Raw genomic sequence first — 17,036 nt, 5'->3', positions numbered from 1 at the left:
GCCCATCATGAATATCTCTACCTGGTCCATTCGCAACCCCATTCCGTCTATCTTGCTCTTTGTCATCTTGAGCGTTGCCGGCTTTTATTCTTTCAAATTGATGAAGATCCAGAGCTTCCCGGACATGGATGTGCCTACGGTGACCGTGTCCGCTTCTCTTCCGGGCGCTGCGCCGCCCCAGCTCGAAACGGAGGTGGCGCGCAAGCTGGAGGACACCGTCTCTTCGGTGCAGGGATTGAAGAACTTGCGTACCACGATCCAGGACGGGCTGGTCGATATCTCAGCGGAGTTTCGTCTGGAAAAACCCGTTCAGGAAGCGGTGGATGAAGTCCGGTCAGCCGTGCAAAGCATTCGCACCGAGTTGCCGACGGATTTACGTGATCCTATCGTTCGCAAGCTCAACATCACGGGCAAACCTATCCTGGCCTTTTCCATCAGCGCCAGCAAGATGGATGAGAATGAGCTGTCCTGGTTCGTGGACAATACCCTGTCGCGGCGTCTGAGAGGCGTCGCCGGCGTAGGGTCGGTCACCCGTGTGGGCGGCGTGAACCGCGAGATCCAAGTCGAACTCGATCCGGTCAAACTGGAGGCGATTGGCGCCACCGCTGCCGAGGTTTCCCGCCAGTTACGCGATGTACAGATGGACGCGACGGGCGGGCGAGTCGATCTGGGGCGGGGAAAACAACCGCTGCGTTTGGTCGCCCGCGTCAAGAACGTGGATGAACTAGCCGCGGTGGAACTGTCGATGCCCGGCGGACGACGTTTTCGCCTGGACGACGTGGCGACGCTGAAAGACACCATTGCGGAACGCAGTTCACTTGCGCTCCTCAACGGCAAGAAGGTGGTGGGCTTTGAGATCACGCGCGCCAAAGGCGCCGGTGAAGTCGAGGTCGGCGACAAGGTGGAGAAAGTTCTGGCGCAGTTGCGCACGGAGCGGCCTGATTTGCACATCACGCAGGTCTTCGACTTTGTCCGGCCTGTGCAGGAGGAGTTCGACGCCTCCATGCACATGATCTATGAAGGCGCCATTCTCGCCATCCTGGTGGTCTTCATGTTTCTGCGCGATATCCGGGCGACGCTGATCTCGGCGGCGGCGTTGCCCCTGTCGATTTTACCGGCCTTCATCGGTATGGACATGATGGGCTTTTCGCTCAGTATCGTCACGCTGCTGGCGCTGTCGCTGGTGATTGGCCTATTGGTGGATGATGCCATCGTCGAAGTGGAGAACATTGAGCGCCACATCGGCATGGGTAAACCGCCGTTCCAGGCCGCGATGGATGCCGCCTCGGAAATCGGCCTGGCCGTCGTCGCCACGACATTTGCCTTGATCGCCGTTTTCCTGCCGACGGCCTTCATGTCCGGCGTTGCCGGAAGATTCTTCACGCAGTTTGGATGGACGGCGGCGCTGGCGGTGTTTGCCTCGCTGGTTGTGGCGCGCTTGCTGACGCCAATGATGGCCGCCTACCTGATGAAGCCGCATACGCGCCCTCAGCGCGATCCTTTCTGGATGGCGCTCTACCTGCGCGCCTGCCGGTGGACGCTGCGGCACCGCGGGCTCACCCTGGCGCTGGCCGGCGGGTTCTTTATTGGCTCTCTGATGCTTATCCCTCTGCTGCCCCAGGGCTTCTTCCCTGCAGATGACAACTCCCAGACGCAGGTGACGTTGGAGCTGCCGCCAGGGAGCACGCTGGAACAAACCCAGGCCATGGCAGAACTCGCTCGGCATCGCCTGGCGCCCATCCCGCATATCCGTAACATCTATACCACCATCGGTGGCGGTGCAACGGGCGGCGATGTCATGGCTTCCGATGGGAAAACCGATGTTCGCATGGCAACGCTGACGGTGTTGTTGGATGCGCGTCAAGCGCGCCCGAAGAAGCAGGTCATCGAAGGCGAGATACGCACGGCAATGGCAGCACTTCCGGGGGTGCGCAGCAAAGTGGGGTTTGGCGGCTCAGGTGAAAAATACCAGTTGGTGTTGGCCGGCGATGATCCCCAGCTGCTGGCTAAGGCGGCCGATGCCGTATTAAGCGATCTGCGGCAGCTCCCCGGCCTCGGTAACATTACCTCCAGTGCCGGGCTGGCGCGCAGCGAAATCCTCCTGCAACCCAATTTCGCCAAAGCGGCCGATCTTGGGGTATCGGGCGTCGCGATTGCCGATACTTTGCGTATTGCGACCGTAGGCGACTACGATCAGTTCCTGTCAAAATTCAACGTGGAGCAGCGCCAGATCCCGATCGTCGTCAAGCTGTCAAAAGACATCCGTGAGGATATGGGATTACTTGAACGTTTGACCGTACCCGGTGCCAGAGGCCCGGTGCTGCTCAATCAGATCGTCAACATTGAGCAAGGCAGTGGACCGGCGCAGATCAGTCGCATCAATCGCACGCGCAGCGTGACCCTTGACGTAGAACTGTCGGGCACCCAACTCGGGGATCTGGCCGCTCAGGTGGCGAAGCTGCCGTCAATCCAGAATCTGCCGGTCGGCGTACACCAGGTTGTGCAGGGTGATGACGAAATGATGAAGGAACTGTTTGCCGGTTTCGGCACGGCTATGGTCGCCGGGATCCTGGCCATCTATATCGTGCTGGTTCTGCTGTTCAAAGACTTCTTCCAACCGATCACCATCCTGGCTGCGCTCCCGCTGTCATTGGGCGGTGCATTCGTCGGGTTACTGCTGGCGGGCCAGTCGTTCACGATGTCATCCCTGATCGGGTTAATCATGTTGATGGGGATTGCGACCAAAAACTCGATACTGCTGGTCGATTATGCGATCGAGTCACGTCGCGGCCATTACGGTCCGAATGGCGAAGTGCTCAATAAACCCATGAGCCGAACGGAAGCGCTGATTGATGCCTGCCACAAACGTTCCCGCCCCGTCATCATGACCACGTTAGCGATGGGGGCAGGTATGTTGCCTGTGGCTCTGGGTTTCGGCAGTGCCGACCCCAGCTTCCGCAGCCCGATGGCGGTGGCCGTCATCGGAGGATTGATTACATCCACCGTGCTGAGCCTGCTGGTTATCCCTGTCGTTTATACCCTGATTGACGATCTTGAAAACTGGCTGCGCAAGTTGCCTAGCCTGCTGGCACGCAGCAAGAATCTGAGTGGTAGGAAAAAAGCCGGGTTTTCCATGCTTTTCGTGGTTCTGCTGTATTGGCTTGCCTTCCCTGTCATTCCGTTCCTCGACATCCCCTACAAGATTGTCGTTATCTCTACGCTTGTTGTGGTCGGTGAAACCTTGTTTGTCATTGCCATCGCCCTGCTGGGCAAAGAGTATTGGGGCCAGATCAAACACTGGTTACGGCAGAAGGTCTTTAAGCGAAAAGGCTAAGCGCTGATAACGGTTCGCGGTGGCGAAAAGCGTTTTGCCGCCGCCGCTCCCCCATCAACTTCCCTCCCACGCCGAAGGCCGATTCTCGCTGCGCCACTTCTCGCCTGCCGCCGTCCCCGGCGCCGGCGGTTTTAATCCGTCAATCGTCCACAGCGAGAACGGCGTTTCGTCCACGTGCAGTTCCCAGCGCAACCCGCGGGCGGCGATGTAGGGTTGCAGGATGCGGGAGCAGGCCGCCAGGAATTGCTGCTGCTCTGCGTCGTTGTCCATGGCGCGCGCGATATGATCGATGGTCACCCGCACGAAATCATCGGCCGGTTCGCCGCCGAGATAGGCCGAACCAGACGGCAGCGCATGGAAGAAGACGTTGACGTAAAAGCGCGGCAAAAAGTCCTGGTACAGGGCGGTGACCTTCTGCGCAATCGCGCGTTTATCGGCGGCGCTGAAGGCCGGCTCCGGGTGGTAAATCTGCCACAGTGGCATCGCGTTGTCTCCTAGGGTTTCCGGCCGGCGCTCAGGCCATCAGCCGCTGTTAATGATAAACTCCAATAATAAGAGTAATAACTCCAATTATTGAAGTTATCAAGCCGTGGCGATAGCATTCTCGGCAATCAGGCGGCAAGCGGAGGTTAAGCAACGTGAAAGCAAAAGGGTTTGAAGGCATGACGTGCTCGGTGGCGCACGTGCTGTCGGCATTGGGCGATCGCTGGGGCGCTATTCTCATGCGCGATCTGCTGCTGGGGCTCTCGCGCTATGACGATCTGCGCCACTCGACCGGCATCACCAACAATACGCTGGCCGATCGGCTCAAGGCCCTGGAAAGCCACGGCCTTATCGAAAAGCGGCAATACCAAACGCGCCCCGCTCGTTATGAGTATCTGCCGACGGAGAAGGGAAAAGATCTCGGGCTGCTGGTGATGGCGATGATTCAGATTGGCGACAAATGGAATCTGTCCGAGCTGGCCGGGCCGCCGCTGCGCGTGGTTGACCGCGTAACCGGCCAGCCTGCCACCCTGCGCGCGGTGGATGCCGTGACCGGCGAATCGCTGCCGGCGCAAAACCTGGCGCTGGCGGCCGGGCCGGGCGCCGACGAAATGACGCAATGGCGGCTGGCCGTCGGCAAAACCCGCTAACGGTGCGCTACAACAGCGCTATCATCTTCAGTAGTTCAACCCGATTGCGGATGCCGAACTTTTTGCCGGCGTTATTGAGGTGCGAATAAACGGTTTTCGGGTGCAGGTTAAGCCGCCGAGCGGTCAGGCGGATATCTTCGGTGCGGGCGGTTTCACACAGCACCGCCGCTTCGCCAGGCGTGATCGCCGCCGCCCGCTGCCGGTTCACCACGTGCCGTTCGCTCGTCTCCTGGCGGGCCAGCGTTGCGCAGGTCTCTCGCACCACCTGTAGCGCTTCCCGTTTGTGCAAAATCGCATCCGGCTGCGCCGCCGCGATAAATGCCAGGATCAGCGGCGAAGTCTTATCGACGAAGAACAATATCCGGACATTTTTATATTCAGCGCGGCAAAGGTGAATAAACGTCAAATAGGCTTCGAATCGATAAATTTCATGGGGAAAATCCATGATAATTAAATCAGGCACCGGGCTTATATTTTTAACGATGTTAATATTGGGCGAAGATAAGGTTATCACCCCACCGCCTAATAATGTTTTCATGCCCAACCGGCACAGCGGCGAACCGTCGATATAAATCACTCTCACTTTAATTCTCCTTATCAGCATGGACGCATGCTTCCACACCTCAGGCGGCTTGTCGCTGCTCTTTTTTGGGGTAATTTGTCTGCAAAGCACACCGATATAAAACATCTTGATAACATGTTTTTCAAATAATCACGCAACAGCCAGCGCGTTGATTAATACGCAAAAAAGGCATGAATGTTTCAAATTATTTCATCCACAAAAACTGACAACCCAATTAAAACGCAACGTAATGATATAGATCTATTTTCTATTTCTCAGGACATAAGCATAAATGAAAGAAAATGTAACAATCAACACCTTCGCCTTATTGTCTTATTCAAAACATCTATAGGGAAAATTCTTAGTTTGCTAGGATGAAAATCCATGTTTGCCGACGCGTTTAAAAAACAATTGCGCAACATGATTAACCAACAACCGCACGACAGTAATTTATTACTGCCAGGAAAGCTTTTCTCCAAAGTAAATTAAAGGGCATTTCACATGAATGTTAAATTAGTCGCATTATCCATGCTGGCTCTCTCCGGCGCCTGTGCGGCCGCTTCGTCCAATACGGTGCAATTTAAAGGCGAAGTCAGCACGCAAACCTGTTCGGTGAATATTAACGGCAATCAATCCAACCCGGTTGTTCTGCTGCCGACCATCGCCGCCAGCCAGCTCGCCACCAAAGGCGCCACCGCCGGCGACACCACCTTTACCGTTAACGTCACGGGCTGTGCGGCGGCAACCAGCGATACGGCGATCAAAACCGTGCTGGCGGGCAACAACCCGACAGTTAACGGCAACCTGGGCAACGCGGGCGATGCGGCCAAAGTGTCCATTCAACTGCTGGACAGCGACGCCACCACGCCGCTGTCGTTCGCCAGCGGTTCGACCGTCACTACCTCTGCGATGACGCTGGCGAAAGACGCCACCTCCACCTCGCAGAACCTGGTGGCCCGCTACTACGCGGAAGACACCGGTGTGGCGGCCGGTTCGGTGATCGCCACCGCACAGTTCGCCATTAGCTATAAATAAGCCGGCGTCAGGCGCCATACCTGTTGATGCCAGCGCCGCCCTTAGCCGGGCGGCGCTGAATGACTCGCTCCCTTTATCGGTTCACGTTTATGCCGCAGATAACCCGCTCCGCCCGCCGATGGGCCGCCCTGTCGCTTTGCCTGATAAATTTTGCCGCTACCCACGCGTCGGCCAGCGTGACGCTGCTCGGCAACCGCGTGATCTACCCCGCCGAGGCACGGGAAAAAACGCTGCAGTTCACCAACGACGACGGCACCCCGGCGCTGATGCAAATCTGGCTCGACATCAATAACCCCAAATCCACGCCGGAAAACGCCGATGCGCCCTTTGTCGCCTCGCCGCAAATCTTCCGCATGAATCCGCACAGCGGGCAGATGGTGCGGCTGTCGTTCGTCGGCCAGCCGCTGCCGCGCGATCGCGAATCGCTGTTCTACCTCAACTTCCTGCAGGTGCCCGCGGTGCGCCAGACGGACAGCGACAAGAACAAACTGCTGCTGGTGGTCACCAATCGGCTGAAGGTGTTCTATCGCCCCGCCGGGCTGGCCGGTGACGCCAACCACGTTATCGATCGGCTCAGCCTGCGCCAGGCCGGCAACGCGCTGCACGTCGACAACCCGACCGGCTACTACGCCAACGTCAGCCAGGCCGCGATCCTCAGCGGCGCGAAACGCACCGTGATCCCGCAGGCGGATCTGATCCCGCCGTTTTCGCAGGCCAGCTGGCCGGTGAACGGGGAGGTGCGGCAGGTCGCACTGCGCGTCATCAATGACTATGGGGTGGAAATCACACGCACCCTGAACGTCGCGCGCTGAAACCAGACAGGGAGGTTTTCATGTTCGATGCTCGCAAGGCGACGCCGCTGCCCGCACGCTGGTATTGCGCGCTGCTGGCGCTGCCGCTGGGCTGCGCCGCCGCCGATGGCTACACCTTCGATCCCGCGCTGCTACGCGGCAGCGTGCTGAGCAACAGCGCCCTGAGTCAATTCAACCAACAGGACGCCGTCGCCCCCGGCAGCTATCAGATCGATCTGTACCTCAACGGCCAGTTTCTCGAGCGCGATCAAATTCGCTTCGTGCGTGAAGGCAAGCAGGTACTACCCTGTTTCGATCGGCCGCAGCTGACGCGCTTCGGGCTGAAAAATCCGCCGATGCCCCAAACAGCATGCCTGCTACCCGGCCGGGATTTGAAGGACATTACGGTGAACGCCGATATCTCGCGGCTGCGGCTGGATCTGAGCATTCCGCAGGCGCTGTTGAACGGCCAGCCGCGCGGCAGCGTCAATCCCGCCAGCCTGGACAGCGGCGAATCGATGGCCTTCGTCAATTACAACCTCAACCAGTACCACGTCAGCTACCGACAGGGGCAAACCCGCGATCTCGACTCGACCTACGCCAACCTGAACGGCGGGTTCAACCTCGGGCTATGGCGCTACCGCCAGCAGTCCAGCTACCGCTACGATCGGGAGTTCGGCGGCCACCTGGACACCAGCCGCCGCTACGTGCAGCGCGCGATCTTGCCCTGGCGCAGCGAAATGCTGTTGGGCGAAGGCTTTACCGACGGGCACTTCTTCTCCGGCCTGGGCTTTCGCGGCATTCAGCTCAGTTCGGACGACCGCATGCTGCCGGATTCACAGCGCGGCTATGCGCCGGTGGTGCGCGGCGTGGCAAAAAGTAATGCGCGAGTGACGGTGCTGCAGGGCAAAAGCACGCTGTATGAAACCACCGTCGCGCCGGGGCCGTTCGCCATCAACGATCTGTACGCCACCAACTACGCCGGCGATCTCACCGTGGTGGTGACCGAAGCCGACGGCAGCGTCAGCACCTTCACCGTGCCGTTCGCCGCGGTGCCGGAATCCATCCGCCCCGGCCAGTCTCGCTACTCCGCGATCGTCGGCCGTTCCCGCTACGTCGGCGACAACGATCTGTTCAGCGAAGTGACCTGGCAGCACGGCCTGACCAACGCCCTGACCTTCAACTTCGGCAACCAGCTGGCGGACGGCTACCAAGCGATGATGCTGGGCGGCGTGTACAGCAGCTGGCTGGGCGCCTTCGGCATGGATACCACCTATTCCCACGCCAGCCTGCCGGACGGCGGCGCCTCCGGCTGGATGCTGCACCTCTCATACAGCCGAACCTTCAGCCCGACGGACACCACCTTATCCATCGCCGGCTACCGCTACTCTACCGAAGGCTTTCGCGATCTCAGCGACGTGCTCGGCGTACGTCGCGCCGCCACTACCGGCCAAAACTGGCAGTCCGACTCCTACCGCCAACGTTCGCGTTTCGAGGTCGCCGTCAATCAGGGGATGGGGGCATTCGGCAGCCTGACGATGTCCGGCTCGACCCAGGACTACCGCGATCAGCGCGGCCGCGATAATCAGCTCCAACTGGGCTGGGGAAAAACCTTCGGCAACGGCGTGGCGCTTAACCTCTCCGTCACGCGCACCCGCAGCCTGGGCGACAGCAACGGCGACTACCGCGGCTACGGGCCGCTGGACAACGTCTACAGTGCGCCGCTGGCGCAGAACACGCAGACCGTCACCGCCCTGTCGCTGAGCTTCCCGCTCGGACGTTCATCATCCGCCCCCAGCGTCTCGCTGTTGGCCAACCACAGCCAGGGTCAGGGCGGCAACTATCAGGCTGCTCTGTCGGGCAGCGTCGGCGACGAGCAGCCGGTCAGCTACGGCCTGAACTTCACCACCGACGACGATCGTCAACAAAGCATCTGGGGCGGCAACCTGCAAACCCGCCTGCCTTACGCCAACGTCACCGGCTCGTTCTCCACCGCGCGCCAGTACCGACAAGGCTCACTGTCGCTGCAGGGCGCCGTGGTAGCGCACCGCGGCGGCGTGACATTAGGGCCGTATGTCGGCGATACCTTCGCCCTGATCGAGGCGCCCGGCGCCAGCGGCGCACGGGTGATGGACGGCCAAGGGGCGCGTGTCGATCGCTTCGGCTACGCCCTGGCGCCGTCGCTAGTGCCCTATCACTACAACACCGTCGCGCTGAACCCCGAGGGCATGAACGACAAAGCGGAACTGGAAGACGGCCAGCGCCGCGTGGCCCCGTACGCCGGCGCCACGGTGCGCCTGCGCTTCAACACCGTGCGCGGCCAGGCGCTGCTGATCACCGCGCAGCGGCCCGATAACGCACCGATCCCGATGGGCGCCAACGTCCTTGACGCGGCAGGCAACAGCGTGGGCATGGTCGGCCAGGCCAATCAGGTGTATCTGCGCAGCGACCGGAATGCCGGTGTGCTGACGCTGAACTGGGGCGACGCGCCCAGCCAACAGTGCATGCTGCATTACCGCTTGCCCGCCGGGGAAGACGGACCGATTCAGCGGCTCAGCGCTCCGTGCCGCTAACCCGTTTAACTTATCTCAGGAGAGACGATGAAACGCATTTCTTATCTGGTCGCCGCCCCGGCGCTGTTCGCCCTGTCGCTGTTCGGCGCGCCCGCGGCGCTGGCGCAATGCACGCGCGTCGCCCCCTGGATCGACTCTGGCTGCGATCCTTGCGGGGTGGGCACGGCGCTGGGTCGGGTCAACCTGACCAGCACCTATCTGCAGCCCGTCGGCACGCCGCTGGGCACCAGCGTGTTCGATCTGACCTCCGGCACCCGCTATCCCGACCCAAACAAGGTGCTGTATGAATGCGATGCCGGCGATGTTGGGCAAATTTATGAAGTCTTCGCCACCAACGGCGACGATCGCGTCGGCGGCTATTACGATCTGGGCGCCAGGGACGGCAACCCCAACTACTACGCCACCTATTTCCCCTACGTCGGCATCCGTCTGACCCACCTGGATTCCGGCAAGGTTTTTACCCGCTACTGGCAGTCGGCGCCGATTACCCGCTACGCCACCGTCGGCAGCAAAATTCAGATCCGGGTGAAAGACTTCAGCGCCATCCGTGCCGACTTGATCCGCATCAGTTCGCTGCCGGGTGCGGGCGCCAGCAACTACTGTGGCTACAGCGCCGGCAACCCGCTAGTGGGCATGGCCTCGACCACCGGCAATTCGAACTATACCTGCACGCAGCCGAACGGCTATGTCACCTTTCAGGGGCCCGGCATCGCCTCGGATCCTATCGGCAGCGACTCCGCCACCAACTACGCCACCTGGGGCACCGGGCGCTGGAACGCGATGGGCATGGGCACCGCACCGATCTCCTCATTGACCTATACCGCCACCTGCGTGGCGCGCAACGTCACGCCGCTGGTGATCCTGCCGACCCTCTCCGTCAGCCAGCTGACCGCCGGGCAAACCTCACAGGCGCAGTTCACTCTCAATATCGAATGTGACAACGCCGCCGTGTCCGGCGTCAGCAGCAACAATACCGCCCTCGGCCTGCAGGTGCCGTATGAAAGCTATGTCGCGGCGCAGCGGCTCGGGTTAGTCAGCGCCAACGGCGGCGTGAGCTACCTGCTCTCCAGCGGCTACGGCACCGACAGCAGCGTCGCCACCGGCGTGGGTATCGCGCTCGCCAACGCCGGCAACGGCGCGCCGATGAACTTCGTCGGCTGGGCGCGCTGCAGCGCCGGGCAATGCCCGCAAGGTAATGACGCCGGCTGGTACCCAGTGCTTAACGGCGCCAGCGGCGGGGGCAGCACCGCGGCGGGGTTTACCCACTACACCACCCAACTCACTGCCACGCTCGCCCGGCTGCCCGGGCAGACCGTCACCGCGGGCAAAGTGGACGCCAGGGCCTACGTCTGGGTTAAGGTGCAATGATGAGAAAGAAATATCTGACGATGGGATGCGCCCTGTTGCTGACGCTGGCGACCATGGGCGCGCAGGCGGGCATCATCGCCTCCGCCACGCGGGTGATCTTTCACGAGGGCGAGACGGAAAAAACCCTGATGCTGCTCAACACCAACGGCTATCCGATCGTAGCGCAAACCTGGGTCGATAACGGCGACGTCAACGCCGCCCCCGAACTGTCCCGTGCGCCGTTTGTCACCCTGCCCAGCGTATTCGCCCTGCCGCCTTCCGCGCTGAAAGGGCTGCGGATCCTGTTTGCCGGCGCGAGCCTGCCCACCGACAGGGAGTCGGTGTTCTGGCTTAACCTGTATGAGATCCCGCCCAGCCGGCCGATCACGCCGCCGCAGGCGTCGCGCGTGACGATGGCGATGAACACGCAGATGAAAATCTTCTACCGCCCCAAAGCGCTGAAGGGTAACGCCGACAACGCGGCCGAGGCCGTTTCGTTCACGCTGCAAAAATCACCGCGTGGCTATCTGCTGCGCTGTCACAACCGGTCGGCGTTTTATCTCTCCTTCGCTCGCATCGCCGTGCAAACCGACAGGCGCGATGCCCCGGTGCGGCAAGAAAGCGACATGATGACCGCGCCATTCAGCACGCGGGATTATCACCTCGACGGCGTTGCGGCGTCGGGGCTCCCCTCTCAGATCACCGTTCAGGCCACCCTCATCAACGACCAAGGCCAACAGATCGTCAAGTCATACACAGCAAACCCATAACGATAAAAAGCAGCACATTTTTTTTAAGTACAGGAAATAGGGAAAATGAGTCTAAGCAGATTCCAGCTACAGTTTCACCTGGAGAAACAGGCCAACATCATCAGGCAGTCACCGGCGTTTCACGCCGCCATCGTCAAACACGGGGAGTTATTAAAAGAGACCTACAAGAAACATCCGCTGTTTTATAAAATCATCTTCAGGAACAGCCGGTTCATCATTTGCTCCACTATCCTGTCCATTTATTACCACCAGCCCGCCGCCGGGCTGAAAGACATCAAAGCCTTTTTTAAAGGGAAAAATTTGATCAGCGAGAACTCCCTGGACTCCTTTCTGTTTTTTTTGCGGGTCGGCCGTAGACTGGAGGTCAAACCCTGCGAACATGACAAACGCCAGCTGCGCTATAAACCTACGCCGCACGCGCTGGCGGAAACCCAGGCGCTGATCGCCTCAATGGCGTTGCCCTATCAGGCGCTGGCGCCACAGATGCCCATCGCGACGCTGCTGGCGGCGCCCGACTTTCTGCCCACCTTTTTCGCCGCCTACGGGCAGCTGATGCTCAAGGAGATCTACCTGATCGATCTGGTGCCGCAATCCGGACTGTTTATCAGCAAGGACGCCGGCCACATGGTGCTGCTGATGCTGCATATCGAAAGCATCCGGCAGGACTCCCCCTTTCTGCTGCTCTCCTCGGCGAAAATCGCCAAGTCGTGCTCCGTCTCACGCGCGCACGTGAATCGCATTCTGCAGGCGGCGGAAAAATCCGGCCTGCTGACCACCACCAATAACGTGGTGATCGAACTCAACAGCTCGTTCTTTATCATGGCGGAGCGCTACTTCAGCCTCTATTTCGCGATGGTCGAATGCGGGCTTGAATGGGTTTGGCAAAACTGGCAAGAAGGCCAGACAGCAAAACCGTAAGTTGACGCCAAGACTAAATCGTCACATGCCAAGAGGTGAAATACTCACAAGACAGGCAATACAGTGTAAAAATCATCCTATAGAGAAATAGCGGTTCTACCTTATAAGAACCGCTATAAAGCCTCAATATGCTCTTATTCTCAAAGCATCGGCAGTTTCAATCCAAACCTTTTCGCGGCAGCAACGGCTTGCTCATAGCCAGCATCGGCATGGCGCATCACGCCGGAACCGCAGTCGTTGACCAACACCCGAGCAAGCCGCCGGTCAGCCTCCTCACTGCCATCGCACACGATCACCATTCCCGAATGCTGCGAATATCCCATCCCCACACCGCCACCATGATGCAAACTCACCCAGGTAGCGCCGCCCGCAGTATTGAGCAATGCATTCAGCAACGGCCAATCGGAAACGGCATCGGTTCCATCCTTCATGCTTTCGGTTTCACGATTGGGGCTGGCGACGGAGCCAGTATCCAGATGATCTCGGCCGATAACAACCGGCGCGCTAAGCTCCCCTCTACGCACCATCTCGTTGAAAGCCAGGCCTGCCAGATGACGCTCGCCCAACCCCAACCAACAGATACGCGCCGGCAATCCCTGGAAAGCAATGCGCTCACGCGCCATATCCAGCCAACGATGGATATGCTGGTTTTCAGGAAACAGCGCTTTAACCTTGGCGTCCGTTTTGTAGATATCTTCCGGATCGCCAGATAACGCCACCCAGCGAAACGGCCCTTTGCCCTCGCAAAACAGGGGGCGAATATAAGCCGGTACGAAGCCAGGAAAATCGAAAGCATTTTCCACGCCCATATCGCGTGCGACCTGGCGAATATTGTTACCGTAATCAACAGCCGGCACACCCATGTCAACGAAATCAAGCATTGCCTGCACATGAATGGCGCAGCTAGCGGCTGCGGCGTCAGCCAACCTGGCATGCTGCCCCGGATCGCGTTGCGCTGCTTTCCACTGCGCCACGCTCCATCCCACCGGCAAATAACCGTGGATCAGGTCGTGCGCAGACGTCTGATCGGTAACCAGATCGGGTCGGATACCGCCTGCATGCGCGCGTTTGACCAGTTCAGGTAACACCTCTGCGGCATTGCCTAGCAGGCCTATAGAAACCGCCTGTCCGGCCGCCGTGTGCTCCTTGATCAAGGCGATAGCTTCATCCAGATCTTTTGCCTGTTTATCGAGATAGCGCGTACGCAAACGAAAATCCAGGCTACTCTGCTGACACTCTATATTCAACGAAACCGCGCCGGCCAATGTCGCTGCTAACGGTTGCGCCCCGCCCATCCCCCCCAGCCCGGCGGTGAGGATCCAGCGTCCGGTCAGATCCCCGCCATAGTGCTGGCGGCCCGCTTCGGCAAACGTTTCAAACGTACCCTGCACAATGCCCTGGCTACCGATGTAGATCCAACTACCGGCAGTCATTTGCCCGTACATGAACAATCCCTTGCGATCAAGCTCGCTGAAGTGTTCCCAATTGGCCCACTGTGGAACCAAATTAGAATTGGCGATTAACACTCGGGGAGCATCAGTATGGGTGCGGAATACTCCAACCGGTTTTCCGGATTGAACCAACAGAGTTTCGTCTTCATTGAGCTCTTTAAGTGAGGCCAAAATCTGATCGTAACATTGCCAATTGCGCGCAGCGCGACCGATACCGCCATACACAACCAGCCCTTGCGGGTTTTCGGCGACGTCGGGATCCAGATTATTTTGAATCATGCGATAGGCCGCCTCGGTCAGCCAATTTTTGCAGGTCAATTCGTTGCCCCTAGGGGCACAAATATTCCGGGTGGAATCGAAACGAGGATCGAGAGTATTCGTCATGGTTTGTCTCCTTCAACATGACAGACATCATGGTTCGCCAGCCTGGTCAGGCAGGCTACAGAAAGGCGTACCGCTCACATTAAAACGCCCGTTGAAAACGCCGCCGAGAGCTAAAAGGAACCGTACAATCAACGACGCATTTATTGACGAGCCCATTCGCATCACTCCCGCCATAAAGCGGCAATTGCGAGGGGTCAAGGGAAGTGCCGGGCAGCAAAGCGCAGACGTGAATATCGTGTTCAAGTCGGGCGCGCGTACTCATAGCCCAGAGGACATCACGCTCCGAATAAGGGTCAACATCCTCATCCACCAGTAACACATTTTTGAGTGATGGCACCTCGCCGAGCAATCTCTTAGCTGCGTCGATAACGCGCAGGTCATCACCGCAAGCGCGTTTAGCGACTTGCAATACGGTAAACAAGTGACCGCCGCCGGAAGGCAGAGCCGCGACGCGACAAAACAGCCTCTCAAGTCCCTCTGTTTTTAGTCGGGCGAGCAGCGAACACTCTTGGCCTAAACCAAGTAAAATGGATTGCTCCACACCAGGACCCGACAGCGTCTGATATATCGCCCCGGCGCGGTGACTTACCGCCTGAACCTCCAGTGTTGTGGCCATACCACATGGCGAGCGATAACCCAGATACTCAGTAAGGTAAAACCGGCCACCTCCGCTGTCTCCGGTTCTTTTTCCGCACCCAACATCCCTTCTATAACGATCTCGGCATGGTCGATATATCGCCCCGTATTGGCGTAACATGGCGCAACCTCCACCGCATTGCTGCGCAGAGCCCCCGCAACGCCTAACTCGTCGCTACCGTAAGAAAGACAAGGCCGAGTCAATACCGAAGCCAGATAAATGGCAGGATCAAGCCCGATATTGACGGAAATAGGCAGTTGCTCTCCGCGCGCCAGATGTGTCGAAAGCATACGTTGCAAGTGACCACGAGAGTCAATCGCCACCACTACCGAATCCTCTTTGAAGGTAATTCGGTGGTAAGAACAATTCGCGGCTCCGGTTCGATTATCGCGTGCATAGATCAACCCCAACGTCACCGTCGGCCCAGGATCATCTTGCAGATAACGTAGGATCGGCAACAAAGCCAGGATTTCAGCAGGCTTACGCACGTTGTGAAAGTTGCGTTCCTCCCCGCCCAGTAATCTGGGCGCTATCGGCCTACTCGCCGCCTGCAGCAACAACTGAGCATTTGATATGTCTGCGGAATAACGTCCGAAGGGATCCAAAAACAACCTACAACGGCGACGATTGCCAAACATCCCCATCAAAACGGGAAACTCGCCCCGTGTAGGTCGTCGATAAAGCCGTAACGGTTGCTCATCGGCAAACCAGGAACCGCCAGGCTGGCGATAGGCATCGAGAAAATCTTCAATCATCTCCACCTCGGGAGAAATCGATCTCTCCACCGGGGTAATCTCATCCCCTGCTTGCCGCAACAACGCCAAGGCAGAGCGCAAGTCATTAGGCAATAGCATTTGACTCCTCCCTCATCCCATCCGGGAAGTACAGCGAGAAGCCAAGACGATCCCCAACGCAGACAGCAGCGCCGCCATGCCAGCCAACGCAATAGACAACGTGTAACTCTGATACAGGTCATACAGCCAACCGGCGGCGCTACCCCCGCCAACGGCGGCGATCCCCACGGCGATATACAATGCCCCCAGAATGGCGCCCAGATTGGCGGTGCCGAACCATGTACTGGCCACTGCCGGGTACAGCGCAATACAGCCGCCGTTGGCCGCGCCGAACAGCAGCGCGAAAATCGCCAGCGCGGTAAAGCTGTGCGCCACACTCCAAAAACCGCATAACAGGGCCAAACTCAACGTGACGATAACCAAAAAACGCCGCGCGCCCATACGGTCGCCTATCCGCCCCAAAACCAGACGGCCGCCGATATTGCCCACGCCGATCAAACCGATGAGCAGATTGGCCTGCGTTGCATTTAGCCCCTGTTGTTGTGCATAAGGATTAATATGAACCAACGCCAGGAACAGTCCGATAGAGCCGAAAAATATCGCGATAAAAAACCACCAAAACTGAGCCTGTCTCGCCGCTTCTCGCAACGTAACGCTACCGTTAAACGCGGAACCCGGTATTGATGCCACCTCTACGGGACGAAGCCCATCGGGATATTCTCCCACGTCCTCTGGCCTGCCTCGCAAGACGAAGGCGGCAGATAATCCCAGCGCAGCGATAGCGACGGCGTAAACTTGTAGGGTGCTTTGCCAGGACAAATGCTGCATCAACCCACCAGCCACCATCGGCCCCACCAGCGTTCCCAAACCGGTGCCAGCCAGCGCTAAGCCGGAAGCCGAACTTCGATGAACGACGAACCAGCGTTGAATGGTTGAAACCGCCGGCACGTAAACCAACCCGACTCCCCCGCCAACCAACAGGCAAAACGTGAACAAAAACGCCGTCAGTGTCGACGCCAGCAGGCTACTGCCCAAAAAGCCTAGGGAAAGCAGTAAAATACCGATGCCGGTTACCGTCCTTACTGAAGTACGATCGCTCCAGGCACCGGAAAATACGCCGACGACGTAGTAAATTAACGCCGTCAACGAGAATATTGAGGCGGTAGAGAAACGCCCCGCGTCAAAATTCGCCTGTAATGCAGTAAAAAATGCGCCAAATGAATAGGCCGCACCGAAAATAACCGCCAGCAAAAGATGAACGGCGCCTACCATGTACCAACCGCGGAATTTCCTTTCCTTGATCATCA

General features: G+C 58.7%; 14 protein-coding genes. 8 read left to right on the top strand and 6 right to left on the bottom strand.

The genetic code is table 11. The features are described 5' to 3' along the window. Window positions 1-7 precede the first annotated feature (7 nt). Window positions 8-3,334, top strand: a complete 3,327-nt coding sequence (locus ACMGGW_RS08335) for an efflux RND transporter permease subunit (RefSeq protein WP_197832166.1) — start codon at window positions 8-10, stop codon at window positions 3,332-3,334. 54 nt (window positions 3,335-3,388) lie between these two features. Here ACMGGW_RS08335 and ACMGGW_RS08330 read toward each other — a convergent pair whose 3' ends face one another. Beyond that, complete coding sequence (locus tag ACMGGW_RS08330; RefSeq protein ID WP_197826548.1) at window positions 3,389-3,817, bottom strand: tautomerase family protein; 429 nt, start codon at window positions 3,815-3,817, stop codon at window positions 3,389-3,391. A 155-nt stretch (window positions 3,818-3,972) separates the two neighbouring features. Between ACMGGW_RS08330 and ACMGGW_RS08325 the strand changes: the two genes are divergently transcribed. Then, window positions 3,973-4,467, top strand: coding sequence for a winged helix-turn-helix transcriptional regulator (locus ACMGGW_RS08325; RefSeq protein ID WP_049295414.1), 495 nt, complete (start codon window positions 3,973-3,975; stop codon window positions 4,465-4,467). 7 nt (window positions 4,468-4,474) lie between these two features. Here the strand turns inward: ACMGGW_RS08325 and ACMGGW_RS08320 are convergent, their stop codons facing one another. Continuing rightward, complete coding sequence (locus ACMGGW_RS08320) at window positions 4,475-5,155, bottom strand: helix-turn-helix domain-containing protein (protein ID WP_236689678.1); 681 nt, start codon at window positions 5,153-5,155, stop codon at window positions 4,475-4,477. A gap of 375 nt (window positions 5,156-5,530) precedes the next feature. On the opposite strand from ACMGGW_RS08320, the gene ACMGGW_RS08315 reads away from it, so the two are divergent. From ACMGGW_RS08315 to ACMGGW_RS08290, 6 genes are read left to right on the top strand one after another with little or no spacing between them, the layout of a single operon-like run. After that, window positions 5,531-6,064, top strand: a complete 534-nt coding sequence (locus tag ACMGGW_RS08315; protein WP_025302482.1) for a fimbrial protein — start codon at window positions 5,531-5,533, stop codon at window positions 6,062-6,064. A 59-nt stretch (window positions 6,065-6,123) separates the two neighbouring features. Beyond that, window positions 6,124-6,876: a molecular chaperone gene (locus ACMGGW_RS08310; RefSeq protein WP_420279314.1), complete on the top strand. Its 753-nt coding sequence runs from the start codon at window positions 6,124-6,126 to the stop codon at window positions 6,874-6,876. Between the two features lie 20 nt (window positions 6,877-6,896). Further along, window positions 6,897-9,428 (top strand): fimbria/pilus outer membrane usher protein, encoded by a 2,532-nt coding sequence (locus ACMGGW_RS08305; protein WP_025302480.1) that lies wholly within the window; start codon window positions 6,897-6,899, stop codon window positions 9,426-9,428. Window positions 9,429-9,455: 27 nt separating this feature from the next. Continuing rightward, window positions 9,456-10,796 (top strand): fimbrial protein, encoded by a 1,341-nt coding sequence (locus tag ACMGGW_RS08300; protein WP_099817297.1) that lies wholly within the window; start codon window positions 9,456-9,458, stop codon window positions 10,794-10,796. Continuing rightward, the gene (locus ACMGGW_RS08295; RefSeq protein ID WP_197832167.1) at window positions 10,796-11,545 is read left to right on the top strand and encodes a molecular chaperone; all 750 of its coding nucleotides are present in this window, start codon (window positions 10,796-10,798) and stop codon (window positions 11,543-11,545) included. The genes ACMGGW_RS08300 and ACMGGW_RS08295 overlap by 1 nt, the downstream gene beginning before the upstream one ends. Before the next feature lie 45 nt (window positions 11,546-11,590). Continuing rightward, window positions 11,591-12,463 (top strand): hypothetical protein, encoded by an 873-nt coding sequence (locus tag ACMGGW_RS08290; RefSeq protein WP_049209204.1) that lies wholly within the window; start codon window positions 11,591-11,593, stop codon window positions 12,461-12,463. 140 nt (window positions 12,464-12,603) lie between these two features. Here ACMGGW_RS08290 and hutU read toward each other — a convergent pair whose 3' ends face one another. From hutU to ACMGGW_RS08270, 4 genes are all read right to left on the bottom strand, one after another. Further along, window positions 12,604-14,298 (bottom strand): urocanate hydratase, encoded by a 1,695-nt coding sequence (gene hutU, locus ACMGGW_RS08285; protein WP_147823380.1) that lies wholly within the window; start codon window positions 14,296-14,298, stop codon window positions 12,604-12,606. A 79-nt stretch (window positions 14,299-14,377) separates the two neighbouring features. Next, complete coding sequence (locus ACMGGW_RS08280; protein WP_197832168.1) at window positions 14,378-14,914, bottom strand: UbiD family decarboxylase domain-containing protein; 537 nt, start codon at window positions 14,912-14,914, stop codon at window positions 14,378-14,380. Next, entirely contained in the window at window positions 14,884-15,789 is a 906-nt protein-coding gene (locus ACMGGW_RS08275; RefSeq protein WP_197832169.1) for a UbiD family decarboxylase domain-containing protein, read from the bottom strand. Before ACMGGW_RS08275 ends, ACMGGW_RS08280 begins: the two co-directional genes overlap by 31 nt. A gap of 12 nt (window positions 15,790-15,801) precedes the next feature. After that, window positions 15,802-17,034, bottom strand: a complete 1,233-nt coding sequence (locus tag ACMGGW_RS08270; RefSeq protein ID WP_049204159.1) for an MFS transporter — start codon at window positions 17,032-17,034, stop codon at window positions 15,802-15,804. Between the last annotated feature and the right edge of the window lie 2 nt (window positions 17,035-17,036).

Origin of the sequence: Serratia sp. BNK-4, from assembly GCF_048685115.1 — a bacterium.
GTDB lineage: Bacteria > Pseudomonadota > Gammaproteobacteria > Enterobacterales > Enterobacteriaceae > Serratia > Serratia bockelmannii.
This window is presented reverse-complemented; position numbering and strand designations above follow the sequence as displayed.